Origin of the sequence: Metapseudomonas boanensis (genome assembly GCF_042232855.1) — a bacterium.
GTDB classification, from domain to species: domain Bacteria; phylum Pseudomonadota; class Gammaproteobacteria; order Pseudomonadales; family Pseudomonadaceae; genus Metapseudomonas; species Metapseudomonas boanensis.
On sequence record NZ_CP113889.1, the window covers coordinates 1,446,360 to 1,467,559 of the forward strand.

General features: G+C 62.5%; 19 protein-coding genes and 2 tRNA genes. 16 read left to right on the plus strand and 5 right to left on the minus strand.

The genetic code is table 11. The annotated features are described in order from the left end of the window. Nucleotides 1-57: 57 nt before the first annotated feature. The 4 genes from hisA to hisB are packed head-to-tail and all read right to left on the minus strand — an operon-like array spanning nucleotide 58 to nucleotide 2,330. Entirely contained in the window at nucleotides 58-795 is a 738-nt protein-coding gene (gene hisA, locus OXH74_RS06615; protein ID WP_215371935.1) for a 1-(5-phosphoribosyl)-5-[(5-phosphoribosylamino)methylideneamino]imidazole-4-carboxamide isomerase, read from the minus strand. A gap of 41 nt (nucleotides 796-836) precedes the next feature. Further along, nucleotides 837-1,094: a DUF2164 domain-containing protein gene (locus OXH74_RS06620; protein ID WP_375740564.1), complete on the minus strand. Its 258-nt coding sequence runs from the start codon at nucleotides 1,092-1,094 to the stop codon at nucleotides 837-839. A gap of 4 nt (nucleotides 1,095-1,098) precedes the next feature. Next, complete coding sequence (hisH, locus tag OXH74_RS06625) at nucleotides 1,099-1,737, minus strand: imidazole glycerol phosphate synthase subunit HisH (protein ID WP_215371939.1); 639 nt, start codon at nucleotides 1,735-1,737, stop codon at nucleotides 1,099-1,101. Continuing rightward, nucleotides 1,737-2,330 carry an imidazoleglycerol-phosphate dehydratase HisB gene (gene hisB, locus OXH74_RS06630; protein WP_137821381.1) on the minus strand — a complete coding sequence of 198 codons (594 nt, stop codon included), beginning with the start codon at nucleotides 2,328-2,330 and terminating at the stop codon, nucleotides 1,737-1,739. Before hisB ends, hisH begins: the two co-directional genes overlap by 1 nt. Nucleotides 2,331-2,461: 131 nt before the next feature. On the opposite strand from hisB, the gene OXH74_RS06635 reads away from it, so the two are divergent. From OXH74_RS06635 to OXH74_RS06685, 11 genes are all read left to right on the plus strand, one after another. Then, nucleotides 2,462-2,860 carry an acetyl-CoA sensor PanZ family protein gene (locus tag OXH74_RS06635; RefSeq protein ID WP_375740565.1) on the plus strand — a complete coding sequence of 133 codons (399 nt, stop codon included), beginning with the start codon at nucleotides 2,462-2,464 and terminating at the stop codon, nucleotides 2,858-2,860. Between the two features lie 345 nt (nucleotides 2,861-3,205). Then, complete coding sequence (locus OXH74_RS06640) at nucleotides 3,206-5,434, plus strand: AsmA family protein (RefSeq protein WP_375740566.1); 2,229 nt, start codon at nucleotides 3,206-3,208, stop codon at nucleotides 5,432-5,434. Beyond that, nucleotides 5,431-6,498 (plus strand): A/G-specific adenine glycosylase, encoded by a 1,068-nt coding sequence (gene mutY / locus OXH74_RS06645; protein ID WP_375740567.1) that lies wholly within the window; start codon nucleotides 5,431-5,433, stop codon nucleotides 6,496-6,498. The genes OXH74_RS06640 and mutY overlap by 4 nt, the downstream gene beginning before the upstream one ends. Continuing rightward, nucleotides 6,495-6,767, plus strand: coding sequence for an oxidative damage protection protein (locus OXH74_RS06650; protein WP_215371948.1), 273 nt, complete (start codon nucleotides 6,495-6,497; stop codon nucleotides 6,765-6,767). Before mutY ends, OXH74_RS06650 begins: the two co-directional genes overlap by 4 nt. 75 nt (nucleotides 6,768-6,842) lie before the next feature. After that, nucleotides 6,843-6,918 (plus strand) — tRNA-Phe (locus OXH74_RS06655). A 354-nt stretch (nucleotides 6,919-7,272) separates the two neighbouring features. Further along, complete coding sequence (locus OXH74_RS06660) at nucleotides 7,273-8,046, plus strand: ABC transporter ATP-binding protein (protein WP_215371950.1); 774 nt, start codon at nucleotides 7,273-7,275, stop codon at nucleotides 8,044-8,046. 17 nt (nucleotides 8,047-8,063) lie between these two features. Further along, nucleotides 8,064-8,816 carry an ABC transporter substrate-binding protein gene (locus OXH74_RS06665; RefSeq protein ID WP_375740568.1) on the plus strand — a complete coding sequence of 251 codons (753 nt, stop codon included), beginning with the start codon at nucleotides 8,064-8,066 and terminating at the stop codon, nucleotides 8,814-8,816. Between the two features lie 47 nt (nucleotides 8,817-8,863). Beyond that, nucleotides 8,864-9,559: an ABC transporter permease gene (locus OXH74_RS06670; protein WP_215371955.1), complete on the plus strand. Its 696-nt coding sequence runs from the start codon at nucleotides 8,864-8,866 to the stop codon at nucleotides 9,557-9,559. Then, nucleotides 9,556-10,245 carry an ABC transporter permease gene (locus OXH74_RS06675; RefSeq protein WP_215371957.1) on the plus strand — a complete coding sequence of 230 codons (690 nt, stop codon included), beginning with the start codon at nucleotides 9,556-9,558 and terminating at the stop codon, nucleotides 10,243-10,245. Before OXH74_RS06670 ends, OXH74_RS06675 begins: the two co-directional genes overlap by 4 nt. An 85-nt stretch (nucleotides 10,246-10,330) precedes the next feature. Beyond that, nucleotides 10,331-11,545 carry a methyltransferase gene (locus tag OXH74_RS06680; RefSeq protein ID WP_375740569.1) on the plus strand — a complete coding sequence of 405 codons (1,215 nt, stop codon included), beginning with the start codon at nucleotides 10,331-10,333 and terminating at the stop codon, nucleotides 11,543-11,545. 433 nt (nucleotides 11,546-11,978) lie between these two features. Continuing rightward, a tRNA-Thr gene (locus tag OXH74_RS06685) sits at nucleotides 11,979-12,054 on the plus strand. 84 nt (nucleotides 12,055-12,138) lie between these two features. On the opposite strand, the gene nhaA is transcribed toward OXH74_RS06685, so the two are convergent. Then, nucleotides 12,139-13,494 carry a Na+/H+ antiporter NhaA gene (gene nhaA / locus OXH74_RS06690; protein WP_375740570.1) on the minus strand — a complete coding sequence of 452 codons (1,356 nt, stop codon included), beginning with the start codon at nucleotides 13,492-13,494 and terminating at the stop codon, nucleotides 12,139-12,141. 649 nt (nucleotides 13,495-14,143) lie between these two features. On the opposite strand from nhaA, the gene OXH74_RS06695 reads away from it, so the two are divergent. The 5 genes from OXH74_RS06695 (at nucleotide 14,144) to OXH74_RS06715 (ending at nucleotide 20,968) form a co-directional block, all read left to right on the plus strand. Beyond that, nucleotides 14,144-14,803 (plus strand): trypsin-like peptidase domain-containing protein, encoded by a 660-nt coding sequence (locus tag OXH74_RS06695; RefSeq protein ID WP_375740571.1) that lies wholly within the window; start codon nucleotides 14,144-14,146, stop codon nucleotides 14,801-14,803. A gap of 468 nt (nucleotides 14,804-15,271) precedes the next feature. After that, nucleotides 15,272-15,706 carry a low molecular weight protein-tyrosine-phosphatase gene (locus OXH74_RS06700; protein ID WP_215371962.1) on the plus strand — a complete coding sequence of 145 codons (435 nt, stop codon included), beginning with the start codon at nucleotides 15,272-15,274 and terminating at the stop codon, nucleotides 15,704-15,706. A 22-nt stretch (nucleotides 15,707-15,728) separates the two neighbouring features. Then, a complete protein-coding gene (locus OXH74_RS06705; RefSeq protein ID WP_375740572.1) occupies nucleotides 15,729-17,969 on the plus strand; it encodes a polysaccharide biosynthesis tyrosine autokinase in 2,241 nt (746 codons plus the stop codon). 233 nt (nucleotides 17,970-18,202) lie between these two features. After that, the gene (rfaH, locus tag OXH74_RS06710; RefSeq protein ID WP_375740573.1) at nucleotides 18,203-18,709 is read left to right on the plus strand and encodes a transcription/translation regulatory transformer protein RfaH; all 507 of its coding nucleotides are present in this window, start codon (nucleotides 18,203-18,205) and stop codon (nucleotides 18,707-18,709) included. 867 nt (nucleotides 18,710-19,576) lie between these two features. Next, nucleotides 19,577-20,968, plus strand: coding sequence for an undecaprenyl-phosphate glucose phosphotransferase (locus OXH74_RS06715; RefSeq protein ID WP_375741575.1), 1,392 nt, complete (start codon nucleotides 19,577-19,579; stop codon nucleotides 20,966-20,968). Nucleotides 20,969-21,200: the final 232 nt, after the last annotated feature.

Genomic DNA, 21,200 nt, shown 5'->3' on the forward strand with positions numbered 1-21,200 from the left:
ATCGGGGCTCCTTCGGTGGGTTACGCCGCTGCGCGGCTAACCCACCCTACATGCTTGTTAACCCTTGTAGTTATCGCAGAAAGCCTGGGCCTCAGCGACGTCCAGGGTGCCTTCATAGATGGCACGGCCGGTGATGGCACCGATGATGCCCGGGGCCTTGGCGGCCAGCAGCTTCTCGATATCGCCGAGGTTGTGGATACCGCCCGAGGCGATCACCGGGATCTTGCTGGCAGCGGCCAGGGCAGCAGTGGCTTCGACGTTGCAGCCCTGCATCATCCCGTCCTTGGCGATGTCGGTGTAGACGATCGCGGCTACGCCATCGGCCTCGAAACGCTTGGCCAGGTCGACCGCCTGCACGGTGCTGACTTCGGCCCAACCGTCGGTGGCGACGAACCCGTCCTTGGCATCCAGGCCGACGATCACCTTGCCGGGGAACGCCTTGCATGCCTCGGTGACGAATTCCGGCTGCTTGACCGCCTTGGTACCGATGATCACGTAGCTCACGCCAGCGCGCACATAGTGCTCGATGGTTTCCAGCGAGCGGATGCCGCCGCCGATCTGGATCGGCAGGTTCGGGTAACGCTTGGCGATGGCGGTAACGACTTCACCGTTGACCGGCTGACCTTCGAAGGCGCCGTTCAGGTCCACCAGGTGCAGGCGACGGCAGCCACCCTCCACCCACTTGGCGGCCATGCTCACCGGGTCGTCGGAGAACACGGTGGAATCTTCCATACGGCCCTGGCGCAGACGCACGCAGGCGCCGTCCTTCAGATCGATAGCGGGGATAATCAGCATCGGTTCAACCTGTTCGAAGTCAGTGATATCGGGATCGGCGCTCAGCTCTTCTCGAGCGCCCACAAGTCGCTCTCGATGCTTTCGAACCTGTCTTTCAGGTGCGCCTGCACGTCGGAAATCGCCTTGTTGTAGAAATGCGGCGCGAACTCCTGAGCGAAGAAATCCAGGAGTTCCTCAGCCTCGAAGGAGCCCAGCTCCAGCTCGAAGCGGTCCGCCATGAAACGCTTGATCGCCAGCACGGCGCCTTGGGTCTGCTCGGCGTCGAGTCGCAGGGTCGGTGCCTTCTTCGTCCGGCTCATGGGCTTACCAGCGCCCGTCCCAGGCGGCGAAGTTCTGCAGCAACTGCAGGCCGTGGGTATGGCTCTTCTCCGGGTGGAACTGCACCGCAAAGCGCGAACCCTCGGCCAGGGCAGCGGCGAAGTCCTTGCCGTAGTGGCCGCGACCGACTACCTGCTTGGGATTGCCGGCCTCGATGTAATAGCTGTGCACGAAGTAGAAACGCGCCAGGTCCGGAATGCTGTGCCAGAGCGGATGGTCGACCGTCTGCTGCACTTCGTTCCAGCCCATGTGCGGCACCTTGAGGTGCTCACCGTCCTCGATCAGATCCTTGCCGAAGAAGCGCACCTGGCCAGGGAACAGGCCGATGCAATCGACGCCGTCGTTCTCCTCACTGTGCTCCAGCAGCGCCTGCATGCCGACGCAGATGCCGAGAAACGGACGATCCTTGCTGACTTCGGGCACCAGGGTGTCGAAGCCGAGGCGACGGATTTCTGCCATGCAGTCGCGAATCGCGCCCACACCCGGGAAGACTACGCGGTCCGCCTCGCGGATCACGCTGGCATCGCTGGTAACCAGCACACGGCCGGCACCGACGTGCTCGAGGGCCTTGGCAACCGAGTGCAGGTTGCCCATGCCGTAATCGATGACTGCAACCGTCTGCATCAGAGCACGCCCTTGGTGGAAGGCATCTGCCCGACCATGCGCGGATCGCGCTCGACGGCCATGCGCAGGGCACGGCCGAAGGCCTTGAACACGGTTTCGATCTGGTGGTGGGTGTTGTGCCCGCGCAGGTTGTCGATATGCAGGCTCACCAGGGCGTGGTTGACAAAGCCCTGGAAGAACTCCTGGAACAGGTCGACGTCGAATCCACCGACCACGGCGCGGGTGAACGGCACGTGCATCTGCAGGCCCGGGCGACCGGAGAAGTCAATCACCACGCGCGACAGGGCCTCATCCAGCGGCACATAGGAGTGGCCGTAGCGGACGATGCCCTTCTTGTCGCCGATGGCCTGGGTGAAGGCCTGACCGAGGGTAATGCCGACGTCTTCGACAGTGTGGTGGTCGTCGATATGCAGATCGCCCTTGCACTCGATGTCCAGGTCGATCAGTCCATGGCGGGCGATCTGGTCGAGCATGTGCTCCAGAAAGGGCACGCCGATATCGAAGCGTGCTTTACCAGTGCCATCCAGGTTAATCGAGACCTTGATCTGGGTCTCCAGGGTGTTGCGTTCGACGGACGCCGTACGTTCGGCCATCACCAGCTCCACAAAAAAGGCTCACGAAAAAAGTTTGCCATTATAGGCCGCAGCCTGTGGACGCGGCTACCGACAGCGGTCGGCGGGGATTACACTGCCCGCCCCGCCCGCAATCGCCTCCTGGAGCCGCCATGCCCGTGATCGTCGAAACCGTCAGCGCCCCCTCCGCGCAGGATCGCAGCGACCTGGAGAAGATCTATGCCGATGCGCCGGACTGGCTCCTGCCGCCGTTCGCCGACGCCGCGGAACTGATCGGGCAGGCCATCGCTCGCGGCCAATTGCTGGCGGGGCGCTTCAACGATCGCCTGCTGGGCGCCGCGCTGCTGGAAAAAAACGAAGACCACTGGCGGTTATCGCACCTCTGCGTACGCAAGGTCACCCGCCAACGCGGCGTGGGCCGCCGCCTGGTGGATGAAGCCACGCGCCTGGCCCGTGAAGCCGGCAAGCCGCTGCACCTCGCCGCACCGCGCGACCATCTGGAAACCCAGGCCCTGGCAGCGCGCCTGCACCTGCCACTGGACCCACTTTGAACAACCACCTCTCGCAGGATCGAGGGGACACCGAGTTCTTGCTCGCGAACCGGAAAGAACAGGACAGGCGCTTCGCGAGCGAGCTCGCTCCTGCAGCATGTGCATGCCCGCGCCGCAGGTTGGGCAGGGCACCGCGAAGCCCAACACCTATTACCACGCCGCTTTGCTGGCCCTCACCACGTTCAGCGCCAACCTGCGCCACATCGCGCTGAACCGTCGGCCGCTTTTGCCCTCCAAAGACCCAACTGCCGCAAACCGAGCCAGCGGCCGCCACACGCCATCGCCTTTGACCCGGCGCTATACTCGGCGACTTGAAATCCAACGATCCATCACAAGGACCGGTCAATGAAAGCCTTCGGCAAAATCCTGGGCCTAACCCTCCTCGGGCTGCTGTTGATCATCGTGGCCCTGGGCTTCGCCCTGACCCACCTGTTCGACCCCAACGACTACAAGGACGAGATCCAGCAACTGGCCCGCGACAAGGCCAACCTGGAACTCACCCTGAAAGGCGACATCGGCTGGAGCCTCTTCCCGTGGCTGGGCCTCGAACTGCATCAGGCCACCCTCGCCAGCGCCGTGACGCCTGAAAAACCCTTCGCCGACCTCGACATGATCGGCCTTTCCGTCCGCGTGCTGCCGCTGCTGCGTCGCGAAGTGCAGATGAGCGACATCCGCGTCGAAGGGCTCAACCTGACCCTGCAGCGCGACGAAAAGGGCCAAGGCAACTGGGAAGATATCGGCCGTCCCGCCAAGGCCCCAACCTCCACGCCCGCCGGCAGCCCTGCGCCGACAGACCAGCCGGCCCAGGCCCCCGCTGCGAAGCAAGAGTCTCGGCCGATCAAACTCGACATCGACAGCCTCACCGTCCACAACGCACGCATCGACTACACCGACGCCAAGAGCGGACAGCAGTTCAGCGCCGAAGGCATCGAGCTGACCACGGGCGCCATCCGCGAAGGCGCCAGCATCCCGCTCAAGCTCAGCGCCTTCTTCGGTACCAATCAACCTGTGCTGCGCGCCAAGACCGAGCTCACTGCCAAGCTACGCTTCGATCGTGCCCTCAAGCGCTACCAGCTCGAAGACCTCAAGCTCAACGGCGAGGCCTCCGGCGAGCCGCTCAAGGGCAAGACCGTCGCCTTCAGCGCGCAGGGCCAACTGCTGGCCGACCTGGCCGCCAACGTCGCCGAATGGGACAGCCTCAAGCTCTCGGCCAACCAGCTGCGCGCTCTGGGCGAACTCAAGGTGCACGACCTGGACAAGACCGCGCGCCTGGAAGGCGGGCTGTCCATCGCCCCGCTCAACCTGCGGGAGTTCCTCGATGGCATAGGCGTCGAGCTGCCCCCCATGAGCGATGCAGCCAGCCTGCAGAAGTTCGAGCTGGTCTCCAAGCTTGCCGGCAGCCCGGACAGCATTGCCTTCGAGGGGCTCAATCTCAAACTCGATGGCAGCACCCTCAGCGGTCGCGTCGCCGTCGCCAGCTTTGCCAACAAGGCCGTCCGCGTGCAGCTCAAGGGCGACCAACTCGACCTTGATCGCTACCTGCCCCCCAAGGCTAAGGAGAAGGAAAAGGCTGTTGCCAGCACTGCCCGCCAGGCCGAAGTAAAAAGCACCGTCGACGCGGCCAGCCAGGGCAATACACCGCTGCCCAACGCCCCGACCCAGCAAGCCTGGAGCGAAGACCCGGTCCTGCCCGTGGACCAGCTGCGCAAGCTGGACCTCGAGGCCACGCTGAACTTCGGCCAGCTCACCGTGAACAAGCTGCCGATGAGCGACGTCAGCCTCAAGGCCAATAGCAAGGGCGGCCTGGTGACCCTGGAAGACATGCGCGGCGAGCTGTTCGACGGCAACTACCAGGCCAGCGCACAGATCGACGTGCGCCCGGCCGTGCCGCTGATGACGGCGAAAAAGCGCGTCAGCAACGTCCCAGTGGACCAGCTGCTCAAAGCCATCGAGCAGAAGCCACCGGTCAGAGGCCAGATGGACATGAATGCCGATATCAGCACCAGCGGCAACAGCATGAAAGCCTGGATCGACGGCCTGAACGGCACCGCCAGCTTCGCACTGAATGACGGCGCCCTGCTCGACGCCAACCTCGAACTGCAACTCTGCCAAGGCATCGCCACGCTCAACCGCAAAGTCCTGAGCAACGGCCATGGCGGCAAGGAAACGCCATTCGAAGAGCTCAAAGGCTCGCTCGTCTTCCACAATGGCGTCGCCAACAACCCCGACCTCAAGGCCCGTATTCCAGGGCTCACGGTCCAGGGCAACGGCGATGTCGACCTGCGCGTCCTCGGCCTCGACTATCGCCTGGGCATCACCATCGAAGGCGACAAGAGCGAAATGCCGGACCCGGCCTGCCAGGTCAATGAACGCTACGCTGGCATCGAGTGGCCGCTGCGCTGCCGCGGCCCGCTGGAACTGGGTGCCAAGGCCTGCCGCCTGGACAAGGACGGCATGGGCAAAGTCGCTGCCAAGCTGGCCGGCGACAAGCTGAACGAGAAGCTGGAAGAGAAACTGGGCGACAAGGTCAGCCCGGAACTCAAGGACGCACTCAAGGGGCTGTTCAAACAATGACCCCTGAGCAGTTCTCCAACGCCGTCCTCGACTGGTACGACTGTCACGGCCGCAAGGACCTGCCTTGGCAGCTAGGCATCACGCCCTACCGCGTCTGGGTATCGGAAATCATGCTGCAGCAGACCCAGGTCAGCACCGTACTGGGCTACTTCGACCGCTTCATGGAAGTCCTGCCCAGCGTGCAGGCCCTGGCCGACGCACCGGAGGACGAAGTCCTGCACCTGTGGACCGGCCTCGGCTACTACACGCGCGCGCGCAACCTGCAGAAGACCGCGCAACGCGTGGTCGCCGAATTCGGCGGCGAGTTCCCCCGCGATGTCGATCAGCTCGCCGAGCTGCCGGGCATCGGTCGCTCTACCGCCGGCGCCATCGCCAGCCTGTCGATGGGCCTGCGCGCGCCGATCCTCGACGGCAACGTCAAGCGCGTGCTGGCTCGTTATGTCGCCCAGGAGGGCTACCCCGGCGAACCAAAGGTGGCCAAGCAACTCTGGGATGTCGCCGAACGCTTCACCCCGCAAACCCGTGTGAACAACTACACCCAGGCGATGATGGATCTGGGCGCGACCCTGTGCACCCGGAGCAAGCCGAGCTGCCTGCTGTGTCCATTGCAGAGCGGCTGCAAGGCGCACCAACTTGGCCGGGAGACCGCCTATCCTGCGCCCAAACCGCGCAAGGCAATTCCACAGAAACGCACGCTGATGCCCTTACTGGCCACCCGCGACGGCGCCATCCTGCTTTATCGGCGCCCTTCCAGCGGCCTCTGGGGCGGGCTCTGGAGCTTGCCGGAGCTGGACGACTTCGACGCCCTCGCTCCGCTCGCCAACCAGCACGCCCTCAGCTTGGGCGAATGCCGTGAACTGCCGGGCCTGACCCACACCTTCAGTCATTTCCAGTTGGCCATCGAGCCCTGGCTGGTCCAGGTGACGGGCAGCGCCCCCGCCGTGGCCGAGGGCGATTGGCTCTGGTATAACCTCGCCACCCCGCCGCGCCTGGGCCTCGCCGCTCCGGTGAAGAAGCTGCTCAAGCGCGCCGCCGACGTGTTGAACGCAGGAGAGATGTCATGACTCGCACCGTAATGTGCCGCAAATACAAAGAGGAACTGCCAGGCCTGGCACGTCCACCATACCCGGGCGCCAAGGGCGAGGACCTCTTCAACCACGTCTCGCAGAAAGCCTGGGACGAGTGGCAGAAGCACCAGACCATGCTCATCAACGAGCGTCGCCTGAACATGATGAATGCCGAGGATCGCAAGTTCCTCCAGACGGAAATGGACAAGTTCCTTTCCGGCGAGGAGTACGCCAAAGCCGAGGGTTATGTACCCCCAAGCGCGTAAGCGCCCGGAATAACTAAATTTTTTTCAAAAGGCGCTTGACTCCCCCCCGGCAAATCCGTTTAATAGCGCCCCGTTGCCCAGGTAGCTCAGTCGGTAGAGCAGGGGATTGAAAATCCCCGTGTCGGCGGTTCGATTCCGTCCCTGGGCACCACTAATACCGAACAAAAAGCCTCAGCCATGTGCTGGGGCTTTTTGCTTTCCGGGGCGCGGTCCCCGCCTTAACCGTAGGAGCGAGCTTGCTCGCGAAAAGGTCCGGTTCGCGAGCAAGCTCGCTCCTACGAGAACGATATCGCGCAACAGGATTGCCGGACGCCCCGACCACATCCGCCCTATCTTTTCCGATTCCGCGACAACCAACTGCAGCGATGCGACAACCTCGACCGCAGAGCCTGTCCGGGGCCCGCTGCACGCTTGGCGCTCAACAAACCGCTGTGCTAGCTTCCCGCATCGCCAGGATGGCTGCAAATAGCCGCCGGAGCGCCCCGAACAAGAAGAGGACCCCTTAATGGCCCAAGCCACGCCTGCGCTTGAAATCCGCAACCTGCACAAACGCTACGGCGACCTTGAAGTGCTCAAGGGCATTTCCCTGACCGCACGAGACGGCGACGTCATCTCGATTCTCGGCTCCTCCGGCTCCGGCAAGTCCACCTTCCTGCGCTGCATCAACCTGCTGGAAAACCCACACCAGGGGCAGATCTTCGTCGCAGGTGAAGAGCTCAAGCTCAAGCCCAGCAAGTCCGGTGAACTGGTCGCCGCAGACAACAAGCAGATCAACCGCATGCGCAGCGAGATCGGCTTCGTGTTCCAGAACTTCAACCTCTGGCCGCATATGACGGTGCTCGACAACATCATCGAGGCCCCGCGTCGTGTACTGGGCCAGAGCAAGGCAGAAGCCACCGAAATGGCCGAGGCCCTGCTGGCCAAGGTCGGCATCGGCGACAAGCGCCACGTTTACCCCACCCAGCTTTCCGGCGGCCAGCAGCAACGCGCGGCCATTGCCCGAACCCTGGCCATGCAACCCAAGGTCATCCTGTTCGACGAACCCACCTCGGCGCTCGACCCCGAGATGGTACAAGAAGTGCTTAACGTGATCCGCGCGCTGGCTGAAGAAGGCCGCACTATGCTGTTGGTCACCCACGAGATGAACTTCGCCCGTCATGTGTCCAGCGAAGTGGTGTTCCTCCACCAGGGGTTGGTGGAGGAACAGGGTCCGCCGCAGCAGGTGTTCGAAAACCCGCAATCGGCGCGCTGTAAACAATTCATGTCCAGCAATCGCTAAACACGGAGCAAGATCGCATGAAGAACTACAAGAAGATTCTGCTGGCTGCAGCCGCAACCCTGGCTTTCGGCACCAGCGCCGTAGCCGCCGACAAGTTGAAGATCGGTACCGAAGGTGCCTACCCACCCTTCAACCTGATCGATGCCAGCGGCCAGGTCGGCGGCTTCGACGTCGAGATCGCCCAAGCCCTGTGCGCCAAGATGAAGGCCGAGTGTGAAGTGGTCACCTCCGACTGGGACGGCATCATTCCGGCCCTGAACGCGAAGAAGTTCGACTTCCTCGCCGCCTCCATGTCGATCACCGAAGAGCGCAAGCAGGCGGTTGACTTCACCGACCCCTACTACACCAACAAGCTGCAGTTCGTTGCCCCGAAAGGCACCGAATTCAAGACCGACAAGGCCAGCCTGAAAGGCAAGGTAATCGGCGCCCAGCGAGCAACCATCGCTGGCACCTGGCTGGAAGACAACATGGCCGACATCGTCGACATCAAGCTCTACGACACCCAGGAAAACGCCTACCTCGACCTGTCCTCTGGCCGTGTCGATGCCGTGCTGGCCGACAAGTTCGTCAACTGGGAATGGCTGAAGAGCGACGCCGGCAAGGACTTCGAGTTCAAAGGCGACCCAGTGTTCGACAACGACAAGATCGCCATTGCCGTGCGCAAGGGCGACCCACTGCGTGAGAAGCTGAACACCGCACTGAAGGAAATTGTCGCTGACGGCACCTACAAGAAGATCAACGACAAATACTTCCCCTTCAGCATCTACTGACCTGCCCACCGGTGCCGCCTGATGGCGGCACCGGCACCTGACCTCCTATGACCCTAGATCTCTACGGATTCGGTCCTGCCCTAGCCGCGGGCACACTCATGACCATCAAGCTGGCGCTGTCCGCGCTCTCGGTGGGTCTGGTGCTCGGCCTGCTCGGTGCGCTGGCCAAGACTTCCCCCGTCAAGCCTCTGCAATGGCTCGGCGGCACCTACTCAACCCTCGTCCGGGGCGTCCCCGAACTGCTCTGGGTCCTGCTGATCTACTTCGGCACGGTCAACCTGATGAACTCGCTGGGCGAATGGCTAGGCATGCCGGGGCTGGAGCTCAACGCCTTCGCCGCCGGCACCATCGCCCTCGGCTTGTGCTTCGGCGCCTACGCCACTGAAGTGTTCCGCGGCGCCATCCTGGCCATTCCCAAGGGGCATCGCGAAGCCGGTATGGCCCTGGGCCTGTCCAAGAGTCGCATCCTCTGGCGCCTGATCCTGCCGCAGATGTGGCGCATCGCCCTGCCGGGCCTGGGCAACCTGTTCATGATCCTGATGAAGGACACCGCACTGGTCTCCGTCATCGGCCTCGAAGAGATCATGCGCCGCTCGCAGATCGCGGTTACCGCGAGTAAGCAGCCGTTCACCTTCTACATGGTCGCTGCCTTCATCTACCTTGGTCTGACCATCCTCGCGATGATCGGCCTGTACTGGCTGGAGAAGCGCGCAGGCCGTGGCTTCAAGCGGAGCGCAGCATGAACTGGGAAGTCATCATCAAGTACCTGCCGCAGCTATCCCAGGGGGCATTGCTGACCCTGGAGCTGGTAGCGATCTCCGTCATCGCCGGCCTGATCCTCGCGCTGCCCATGGGCATCGCCCGTGCGTCCCGACACTGGTACGTGCGCGCCCTGCCTTACGGCTACATATTCTTCTTCCGCGGCACGCCGCTGCTGGTGCAGCTGTTCCTCGTCTACTACGGCCTGGCGCAGTTCGATGTCGTACGCAAAGGGCCGCTCTGGCCGTACCTGCGCGATCCCTTCTGGTGCGCCGTCATCACCATGACGCTGCACACCGCGGCCTATATTGCGGAGATCCTGCGTGGTGCCATCCAGGCGGTTCCGCCAGGCGAGATCGAGGCGGCACGAGCGCTCGGCATGTCGCGGGCGCAGGCACTGTTCTACATCATCCTGCCGCGTGCGGCGCGCATCGGCCTGCCGGCCTACAGCAACGAGGTGATCCTGATGGTCAAGGCCAGCGCCCTGGCCAGCACCGTGACCATGCTCGAACTGACCGGCATGGCACGCACCATCATCGCCCGCACCTACATGCCGGTTGAGATCTTCTTCGCCGCCGGCCTGTACTATCTGCTGCTTGCCTACATCCTGGTGCGTGCCTTCCGCCTGCTGGAACGCCGGCTGCGGGTCGACGCCCTGCAGGGCCGCTGATGCGGGGAGCCCCTCATCGCAATGCAGATGAGGGGCACTTCAAGCAACGCTATAATCGGCGCCCCCTTTCAACGCTCCACCCAGCATGACCAGCCCAGCGCCTCTACAAGGCCCGCAGCTGCGGGACCGCTTTGTCGCACTCGACCGCTTCCTGCGCGAGCACCAATCCCTCTGGCGCCCCACCCCGTTCACCGAGCGGGAGCTGCCGTGGGAGCGACAGTACCCGGAACTGGCACATTGGCTGCGGCAACGCACACTGGCCGAAGCCGACGCCATCCACAATCACCCGGAACGCCTCGATGCGCCTGCGCCTTATCCACAGCTGGCCGCGCAATCCAGCGAGCTGGCGAGAATCGGCGATCTGCCGGTTGCAGCTGTTGCGGCATTCCCTCCCCGCCTGACTGTCGACGTGCCCGGCCGCAAATGGCAGCAGATCGAAGCCTTCGCCACCCGCCTGCAGTTCCGCGAGGCGCCTGGCCACTGGCTAGACTGGTGCGCCGGCAAAGGGCATCTCGGTCGGCTGCTGGCCCATGGCGGCACCCGCCTGACGTGTCTGGAACTCGACCCGGCCCTCGTTGCCAGCGGCCAGCAACTCAGCCAGCGCCTGGAACTGACTGCGCGTCACGAACAACAGGATGTGCTGGCCGAAAGCGCCGCGAGCCGCCTGCACACTGAACACACGCCGGTTGCGTTGCATGCCTGCGGCGACCTGCATGTGCGCCTGCTGCAACTGGCCAGCGCCGCCGGTTGCCGACAGCTCGCCGTAGCCCCCTGCTGCTACAACCGCATCCAGACCACGCATTACCGACCGCTGTCCGAGACCGCCAAAACCTCGGCGCTGCACCTGACGCAAACCGATCTGCGCCTGCCACTCAGTGAAACCGTCACTGCCGGCGCCCGCGTCCGGCGCCAGCGCGACCAATCCATGGCCCGTCGCCTGGCTTTCGACCTGCTCCAACGAGAGCTACGCGGCATTGACGAGTACCTGCCCACTCCATCGTTATCCACAGCCTGGCTGGACAAGACCTTCGCCCAATACTGCGCGGACCTCTGCGAGCTGAAGCAGCTGCCCGCCCCCGGCCCGCGCGATTGGGACGCCCTGGAAGCGCAGGGCTGGCAGCGCCTGGCCGAAGTTCGCAACCTCGAACTGCTGCGCTGCCTGTTCCGCCGCCCGCTTGAAGTCTGGCTGCTGCTGGACCGAGCACTCTTCCTGCAAGAACAAGGCTATAGGGTGAGCCTGGGCAATTTCTGCCCGCCGCAACTCACCCCGCGCAACCTGCTGCTGCTGGCAGAACGCTGAGCCAGACACCCCGTCGTTCGCCAGCAAGCTGGCTACAAGCGGCGCCAAATGGAGCCCTTACCCCGTAGGAGCGAGCTTGCTCGCGAACGCCCGAACGCAAAACCTTCGCCAGCAGCTGGCTCCTACAAGAAAAGGCGCTGAACTTGCCCACAGAACCTGTGGATAACTCTGTTAATGAAATCTGGGCAAATACCCCGAAACCCTCTCCCTGCGCGGCTCCCAGCATCTGAGCGTTTTTTGGACAACCAAAGAAAGCCGAAGAAAAACAGCAGGTTATGGATTTCTGCGAAACACCGCACAAAAAACATGCACTAAAGTGCCATTTTCATCGCCATTGTGCATAAGCCATTCCAAGCCCATTCGCGGTTCGAAGAATTGATTACGAGAGAGGTTTACTCGTAACGCCTAATCGCTATAATGGCGGCCCTTTCTAGCCGGTATAGCTCAGCTGGTAGAGCAACTGACTTGTAATCAGTAGGTCCCGGGTTCGACTCCTGGTGCCGGCACCATATAGATCAAGGCCCGCAGCGATGCGGGCCTTTTTCGTTTCTGGCGCAGGCTCGCGCCAGAAGGAACGCGGCACTACACGAAAGCTATTTTCGGGCTGTCGCGCGACGGCTTAGCACCCGCCCGAATCCAAGGCCGATGACCCCCGCTATCACTGAGGCGATCAGTACGCCCAGTTTGGCCGCGCTGAGCAGGCTGGCTTCGGCAAATGCCAAGTTGGCGATGAAGATCGACATGGTGAAACCAATCCCGGCCAGGAGACCGATCAGCCACATCCATGACCAGGTCATGCCCTCCGGGAGCCGGCACCAGCCAAGGCGCACCAATAGCCAGCTGCAGAGCAGAATGCCGAGCGGCTTGCCCAGGACCAGGGCCAGCGCCACACCGAGCATCACCGTCATAGCCCCGCCGCCGGCCAGATCTACTCCGTCGAGGCTTACCCCGGCATTGGCGAGCGCGAACAGAGGCATCACCCCATACGCGACCCAAGGGTGCAGCGCCAGTTGCACACGAACCACCGGTGGAAGGAGCTCACGCTGTGCGTGGCGAAGCTGCTTGACCGGCGCCATCAGCTGATGCGCGTCGCCAGAATGGTTCTGCTCCTTCTCGGCAAAGTCATTGATGGCGCGAGCCGCGAGGTCCAGCGGGCGCTCGTTGTTCCTGACCGGAAGGACCGGCGTCATGAGCCCAAGCACTACCCCGGCCAGAGTGGGATGCGCGCCGGTCTTCAGCAAGCCGAGCCATAGCACAGCCCCTGGAATCAGGTACGCATAGGCTGAGCCAATGCCGATTCGTTGCAAGCCCAGCACGAGCAGAATGCCAATGCCGGCAATGAGGAAGCCCGTGGCATCGAGGCCTTCCGAATAGAACAAAGCAATGATCAGAACGGCAACGATATCGTCGATGATCGCCAACGCCAGCAAGAACACGCGCACGGAGCCGGGGATCGACTTGCCTAGCAGGGCCAGCACGCCTACCGCGAAGGCGATATCGGTGGCCGTCGGGACCGCCCACCCCTGGCGCAGCCCCTCGGCCCCATTGATCGACAGATACACCAATGCCGGTACCGCCACGCCTCCCAGCGCCGCCGCCATCGGCAGTGCTGCAAGCTTGAGGCTGGCCAGCGCGCCCTCATGAATCTCCCGCCGGATCTCCATCCCCACCACCAGGAAGAACACCGTCATCAGCGCATCGTTGATCCAGAAATGCAGCGAGTGCGAGATGACAAAGTCGCCCAGCGCAAAGGACAACGGCATGTGCCAGAGGTGCGTATAGCTGGAAGCGGCAGACGAATTGGCCCAGATCAGGGCAGCAGCGGCTGCGATCAGCAGGACAATGCCGCTGACCGCTTCGATATGCAGGAAATCTTCAAGGGTGCTGAATGCTTTGTCGGCTAAACGTTGCGCAGCCGGCATCGCCTTGCGGGAAGGGAGTTGGTCCATGGTCGCTCGTACTCTGCAGCTGTGCGGCGGCCCGACCAACACAAGAAACCTGTCTGACTGCACGCGCAGACACGACACCCGGCCGTTAAATTACACAGGCGAAGGCTGGTTGGCTAGCCGCAGGAGAAGCTCCAGTGGTTCGCCAAGGTGGCTTGGGGTGTTAAGCACGGCAGTGTGACCCACCGCACCACCCCCATACGCTCCGGCACGGCAACGTAGAACCTTGAGCGATCCAGCAAGCCGCAATCACGTGTCCGTCCGTCTAGAAACGAAATCGGGATGTTTAACCGCCTGGCCGACAGGCCCCGTCAAAATAACGACTAGCGGCAGCAGCAAATCGGCTCATCGAACCTTCGTGATTGATTTTCCGACGAATTGTCAGTAGCGCAACCCCTTGGAGCGAGGGCACTTTTGCAGGCGTAGCACCGAATGGCGAGGGGCGCATCCCGCACCAATCTCCAGCAAACCGCGATCAACGGTCATATGGTCAATCGTTATTTTTTCTAGAACGAGACGATCCAACGCTTCTACCGTTCGTCGCCCATAAGTGTTGGCAACGGGCTCAACCTGATGACGCAGTACAGGGGCACCGGCGGACATAACCCAGCCAGGAGAGGCGCCCCTTCAAGCCGAATTTCGGTGAGCTACGATGCGCAGGATCGCCGCCATCTTGATGGCAGGAGCCTTGTGTGCAGGATGCAACGGACTCGTGAAACCTGAAGTTTCAGGTCCAACCACAGATACTTACTTCTCGATTTTCTCGGGCTTTCCGCTGCCCTACTTCTATATGGCCTCGGCCGTGCAGTGGAACGAGGAATACGCCGTCACCACCGCTCACACGCCGCTGATTCCCTACGAGAAGTACCGCTGCAGCACGGGGTGCGACCTGGTATTCATTCGCCATAAGGCCAACGGCAAAGTGCCGACCTGGCGCACCGCGCAGCCCGGCGAAAGCATCACGGCCGCAGGTGCCAGTCCTTATCTCGTCGGCGGTAGCGGCCGGGGCAAGGTTTATCCCGCGCCCTTCATCAACAGCAATGAAGACAGCGGCGAGCTCTACGCCATTCATGACGCGCCCATCGCCAAAGGCATGTCGGGCGGCCCGGTGTTGGCAGAGGACGGCAGCGTCGTCGGCATCAACATGGGCATCTATTCGATCAGCCTCAACAATGTCAGTGACCACCCAGGCGTCCGGGGAGCCGAGCGAATCAGCGTGTTCATTCCCTACTCGGTCATCCAGCGGGAGTGGGCGCTGCTCCAGGCAAAACTGCAGCCGACGGATGAGCGACGCTTCGCCACCATCAAGTGACGCGTGAAGTGCGCCATCCGAAGGCCTTCGCATGATGGGCCGGGTGGCGCCGCCTACAACGCCGAAGCCACGTAGGATGGGTTGAGCGTGCGAAACCCATCAGCCCGGTCCGCATGGGTATCGCTCCGCTCCACCCATCCTACGAACTGCTTAGCGAAGGAATTCGCCCCCCACAAAGGAGGCTCCGGCCAATCCGGCCAGCCTCCTCTTCCTCTAGAAGGCTGGGATGAGGGAAGGTGGGCAGCCAGCCGAAATCTCGAACACTGGCCCGCTCCAGTGGCAGAAAGCGACCAAGGAGTCTTGACCCTCATCCCGGCCCCCCCTACAGTTGCCCCCCTTCAAGCCTCCCCCGGTCGTTACACGACTCCCGGGGATGCCGTATCGGGATGCTGGAACGGAATCCGCTTTCCTTCTTCACAGCACACCCGCGCGGCTTAAAAACCGACCCTGCAACCCGTGCTGGCCCTTATGTTCAAGAACATCCTGGTAGTCTGCGTTGGCAATATCTGCCGCAGCCCCACTGCTGAAGCCCTGCTCAAGACCAAGCTCGCCTCGCGCGGCATTACCGTGAGTTCCGCCGGCATCAATGCCCTGGTCGGCAAGCCCATGGACAGTACCGCCCTTGAAGTACTGCGTGAGCATGGCGGCGACCATCCCGACCACCAGGGCCAGCAACTCAACCGCGAGCTACTGCGCCAGTACGACCTGATCCTCACCATGGAGCAGGGCCACATCCAGCGGATCGTGCAACTGGCGCCGGAAGTGCGGGGCAAGACCTTCCTCCTCGGCAAATGGCAGGGCAACCAGGAAATCCCGGACCCGTATCGCCAGCAAAAGCCTGCATTCGAACACGTCTACCAGCTGATGGCGCAAGGCGTCGAAAGCTGGTCGCAAAAACTCTGACCCCTTTGAAGAAGCGCGCTACATGACTAGCCAAAACAGCCTGCCCGTGCAGGACATTCGCGACGATGACGACGATATCGACCTGCTCGCCCTGCTCGGCACCCTGCTGGACAGCAAGTGGCTCATTATCGGCATCACCTCCTTCTTCACTGTGATGGGCGTCGCCTATGCCGTGCTGACCCCGCCGGTGTACCAGGCCAATGCGCTGGTGCAGGTGGAGGAAAAGAAAGGCGGCATGGCTGCACTCACGGGCATGTCGGAAATGACCGAGATGTTCGGCGGCACCTCGGCAGCGGTCACCGAGATCGAACTGCTGAAATCCCGCGCGGTGCTGGGTCAGGCAGTGGAAAACCTCAAGCTCGACATCATCGTCGAACCGAACTATTTCCCCCTGTTCGGCCAGTTCATGGCACGCCGCTTCCAGCCGGATACTCCGCACCAAGTTGCCGAGCCCCTGTTCGGCCTCAGCAGTTTTGCCTGGGGCGGCGAAACACTGGATATCTTCCAGCTCGAAGTGCCGGACAGCTACCTGGGCAAAGGCCTCACCCTGCAGGCAGACGGCAATGGCGCCTTTACCCTGCTGAACGAAGACGACGAAAGCCTGCTGACCGGTAATGTCGGCGAACAGATCGAGCAGAACGGCTTCAAGCTGCAGATCGCCACACTGGATGCCAATACCGGCACCGTGTTCAACGTCACCAAACAGCGCCGCCTGACCACCATACTTCAATACCAGGAAGACCTGGGCGCGGGCGAGCGCGGCAAGGAGTCCGGCATCATCGGCCTGTCGCTGGAAAGCGAAGACCCGGCCCACGCCACCAAAGTCCTGGATGAAGTCAGCCGGCTGTATGTACTGCAGAACGTCCAGCGCAATTCCGCTGAAGCGGCGCAGAGCCTGGAATTCCTGCAAGGTCAGCTGCCGGAAGTACGCAAGCAACTGGAAAAGGCCGAGGCCCAGCTCAACGCCTACCAGACCAGCGCTCGCTCGGTGGATATCACCATCGAGACCAAAGCGGTGCTGGACCAGATCGTCGCGCTGGAAACCCTGATCTCCGAGCAGAAGCTCAAGCGTGCCGAAATGGAGCGCCGCTTCACCCGCCAGCACCCCAGCTACCAGGCGCTGATCACGCAGATGGGCCAACTGGAGCAGCAAAAGCGCGAACTGCAGAAGAAGGTAGAAAACCTGCCTGAGACCCAGCAAGAGCTGTTGCGTCTGACCCGCGACATGCAGGTCACCACCGAGATATACACCCAACTGCTGAACAAATCCCAGGAGCTGGACATCGTCCGCGCCGGGACCGTAGGCAACGTGCGCATCATCGACTCGGCCGACGCCAACGTCGAGAAGCCAGTGAAACCCAAGAAGCCTTTGATCGTCCTGATCGCCACCCTGCTGGGCGGCCTGATTGCCGTGGCCTATGTGCTGGTGCGCAAAGCGCTGAACCGTGGCGTGGAAGACCCGGACGTGATCGAGCAGATGGGCCTGCCGGTGTATGCCTCCATCCCTCACAGCAAGGAGCAGGCTGCCCACGAGCTGAGCTTCAAAGGCAAAGGGAACGCCAGCAGCGGCTCCCATCTGCTGGCGGTGACCAACCCGGCCGACCTGGCCGTGGAGTCCCTGCGCAGCCTGCGTACCAGCCTGCACTTCGCCACCCTGGAGGCGAAAAACAATATCCTGATGATCTCCGGCCCCAGCCCATCTGTGGGTAAGTCCTTCGTATCGAGCAACCTGGCCGCCATCATTGCCCAGACCGGGCAGCGGGTGCTGCTGGTAGACGCCGACATGCGCAAGGGCTATGTGCACAAGATGTTCCGCCAGGAAGCGGAAAACGGCCTCTCCGACCTGCTAGCCGCCCGTATCGACCTGGACAAGGCCATCACCCACACTGAAGTGGAAAACATGGACCTGGTCACCCGCGGCCAGATTCCGCCGAACCCCTCCGAGCTGCTGATGCACGCCAACTTCACCCAGTTCCTGCAGCAGGCGAGCAGCCGCTATGACCTGGTGATCATCGATACCCCGCCGATTCTGGCGGTTACCGATGCTGCCCTGGTGGGCCGCCAGGCTGGCACCAGCCTGATCGTGACCCGCTTCGGCATGAACGCCGCCAAGGAAATCCTGCTGACCAAGCGGCGCTTCGAGCAGAACGGCATCGACCTCAAGGGCGCCATCTTCAACGCCGTGGAGCGCAAGGCCTCGGCCTACGGTTACTACGGCAACTACGCCTACTACCAGTACGAGTACAAATCGGACAAGGCATAAGCCCAATGTCCCTCTCCCCCCTGCGGGAGAGGGAACGAAAGGTGCTGTCCCAGTTAAATGTTGCAACTGTAGGAGCGAGGGGGACGCCGAGTTCTTGCTCGCGAATGGGACCTTTTCGCCAGCAAGCTAGCTCCTACAGGTATCTGCGCTCTCGGGTTGTCGACTAGCAGCAGCTAGCGCAGACATAGCCAAGCAAAACGCCAAGTCCCGGACCGATAACGCAGGTGAATCGCATGGCAAGCAAGCCGGCAGCACCGCGCTGGTACCTGATCCAGTGCAAGCCGAAGCAGGATGCGCGTGCTGAAGAGCACCTCCAGCGCCAAGCCTTCACCTGCTTCCGGCCCACCCACTGCGTAACGCGTATGCGTGGCGGCCAACAGCAGGCAAGCGTCGAATCGCTGTTTCCGGGTTACTTGTTCATCCACCTCGACCAGGTGAAGGACAACTGGCACCCGATCCGCTCCACCCGGGGCGTGAGCCAACTGGTGTGCTTCGGCGAACAACCGGCCGCGATCTCGGATGAACTTGTCGAGCAACTGAAGCAGCGCCCTCACTCGCCACCGCCACAGGAACCCAACCTGAGCGCGGGCGACCGTGTACGCATCAGGAGTGGCAATCTGAAAGAGCTGGAGGCCATCTTCCTGGCCAAAGACGGCACCGAGCGCGTGCTTATCCTCCTGCAATTACTGCAACGCCAGCACAGGCTCAGCGTCCCGCTGGAGAGTATTGACGTGCTCTAAGCCCGCCTGCGCGTAACAAACCCCAGCCCCCAGCGAGACCCTTGCCGTCAAAGGTCTTGGCTATGCCTGCGTTAAGTCCGCCTTCGCCAGCAAGCTGGCTCCTACGGGCAGCTGCGCTTTCGGGTTGTCGTCTAGCCACAGCCAACACAGACAGAGCAAGGTTTTCATAAGCCCCACGGACGGCTAAAGCCTGCGCCCCTCTTTCTCGACCAATCAGTCACTTCGCACAATAAAGGCAAACTGCCAGCTTTATCTTTTCGACGAGCGGCACGCGTTGACGCACTTCACAATCCTGGTTGAATCCGTAGAATGCTCGCCCAGGAATAGGCAAGGACTATTCCTACAGGATGCAAGGCAAACTGCTTATAGGCAGTTTCGTCGTCAGGGAAGACCACCCCCCCTGCAAAGCCCAGCCGGGCGCAGACTCGGCACGCCCCCTTTCATCCACTCCAAACACTGCTGCATCGGGCCATGCCCGAGGCAAGCCATCGCGTGTGGCGAACGTTCTCAGGGAATCAACGGATAACCCTGGGGCGGTAGCGTGCCAAAAAGCACGATCGGACCAAAAGCCGAAACCCAGAGCAGCACAAGGCAGGGCCACAAGCCCCAGGTAACCCGGACCAGGTTCGGGAACAGACAAGGAAGCACCGCGGAATTTCGCATTGAAACCACACCGCTAGCCACAGGAAGGCAGGCTAGCTTCCCGATCGTAGCGTCGCACCCTCAGGAGAGGTAACAGTCGTGCCCACACACACTCAGGCAGCCGCTCACCCGCACCACGCCCAACGCCGCCCCGCACCAGGCGTTCCCCAGCACGCCGCTACGGCCCGCAACCAGGCCACTGGCGCACGCGCAAGCCGTATCAACCTGATCAGCAAGCGTGAAAGCACTGCGCCGGAAAACCGTGGCCTGACGTTCTGGGGCCAGTGGACCGCCGCCATCGGCATGCTGACGCTGCTGCTCTGCGCCCTGGCGGTGGCCAAGACCGGGCATATCGAAACCCAGTACCGCATGCTCGCGCTGTTCACCCTGCTGGGGTCCGTGCCGGCCTATTCGCTGATGCGCGTCTACCACAAGCACCATGGCTACGTGGTGGGTCTGGGCCGGTTGCTGGCCGGCTGGCTGATGCTGCTCTCGGGCCTGACGGTGATGGCCTTCCTGACCAAGACCAGTGAGCTGTTCTCCCGCGAAATCATGATCGCCTGGGCGGGCCTCGGCTTTGTGATTCAGGCCTGCCTGTTCCTGCCCCTGCACGCCTTCTCCCGCCGTTACCACCAGCAACTCCACTCCGCCCGCACCTCACTGGTGATCGGCACCGGGGACTTGGCCCAGGAACTGGCCGACAAGCTGGTGCGCAAACGCAACGAGCCGCTGGTGGGCCTGGTGACCGCCGACGATTATCCTCACCTGGATGACGGCCTCTACCCTATCGTCGGCAACCTGAGCCACTTGCGCGAGCTGATCGCCAACCACAAAGTGCGCCGCCTCTACATCGCCCTGCCTCTCTCCGCCGCCGAACAGATCGAAGGCCTCTACATCGACCTGCTGGACGCCAACGTCGACGTGGTGTGGATCCCCGACCTGCACAGCCTGAAGCTGCTCAACCATTCGGTTTCAGATATCGAAGGCCTGCCGGCCATCAACCTCAACGAAAGCCCCCTCACCAGCTACCCCACCGCGGCCTTCACCAAAGCCGTACTGGACCGCAGCACCGCCCTGCTGGCGATCATCGCCCTCAGTCCGCTACTGCTGGGCACCGCCCTGGCGGTGAAGCTGTCCTCCCCCGGCCCGGTGCTGTTCAAGCAAAAGCGTCATGGCTGGAACGGCAAGGTCATCAAGGTGTGGAAATTCCGCTCCATGCGCGTGCATGCCGATACCCAGGTCAAGCAGGCCACCCGCGAAGACCCGCGCATCACCCGTGTTGGCCGCTTTATCCGCCGCACCTCGATCGACGAACTCCCGCAGCTGTTCAACGTGCTGCAAGGTCGCATGTCCCTGGTGGGCCCGCGCCCACACGCCGTCGCCCACAACGATTACTACACCGGCAAGATCGACGCCTACATGGCCCGCCACCGCATCAAGCCCGGCATCACCGGCCTTGCGCAAATCAGCGGCTGCCGTGGCGAGACCGAAACCCTGGACAAGATGGAAAGGCGCGTAGAGTTGGACCTGGCCTACATCAACAACTGGTCCATCTGGCTGGATCTCAAGATCCTGATCAAAACGCCCTTCACCCTGCTCTCCAAGGACATCTACTAAACCCGGGCACAAAGGCCTCTCGCCGCACCCGGCACCCGGCACCCGGCACCCGGCACCCGGCACCCGGCAATCTGTACTCTGTAGGAGCGAGCTTGCTCGCGAAAAAGGTGTTTCCCGCCCCTCGTAAGCAGGCCGCGGCACCTTTTCATCTACCCGGCACGCTAGCATCGTTTGTAACACCGCAACCCCAGGATGGGAGCGGGTCCACCCACCACCAGAACGGTTGGTGGCC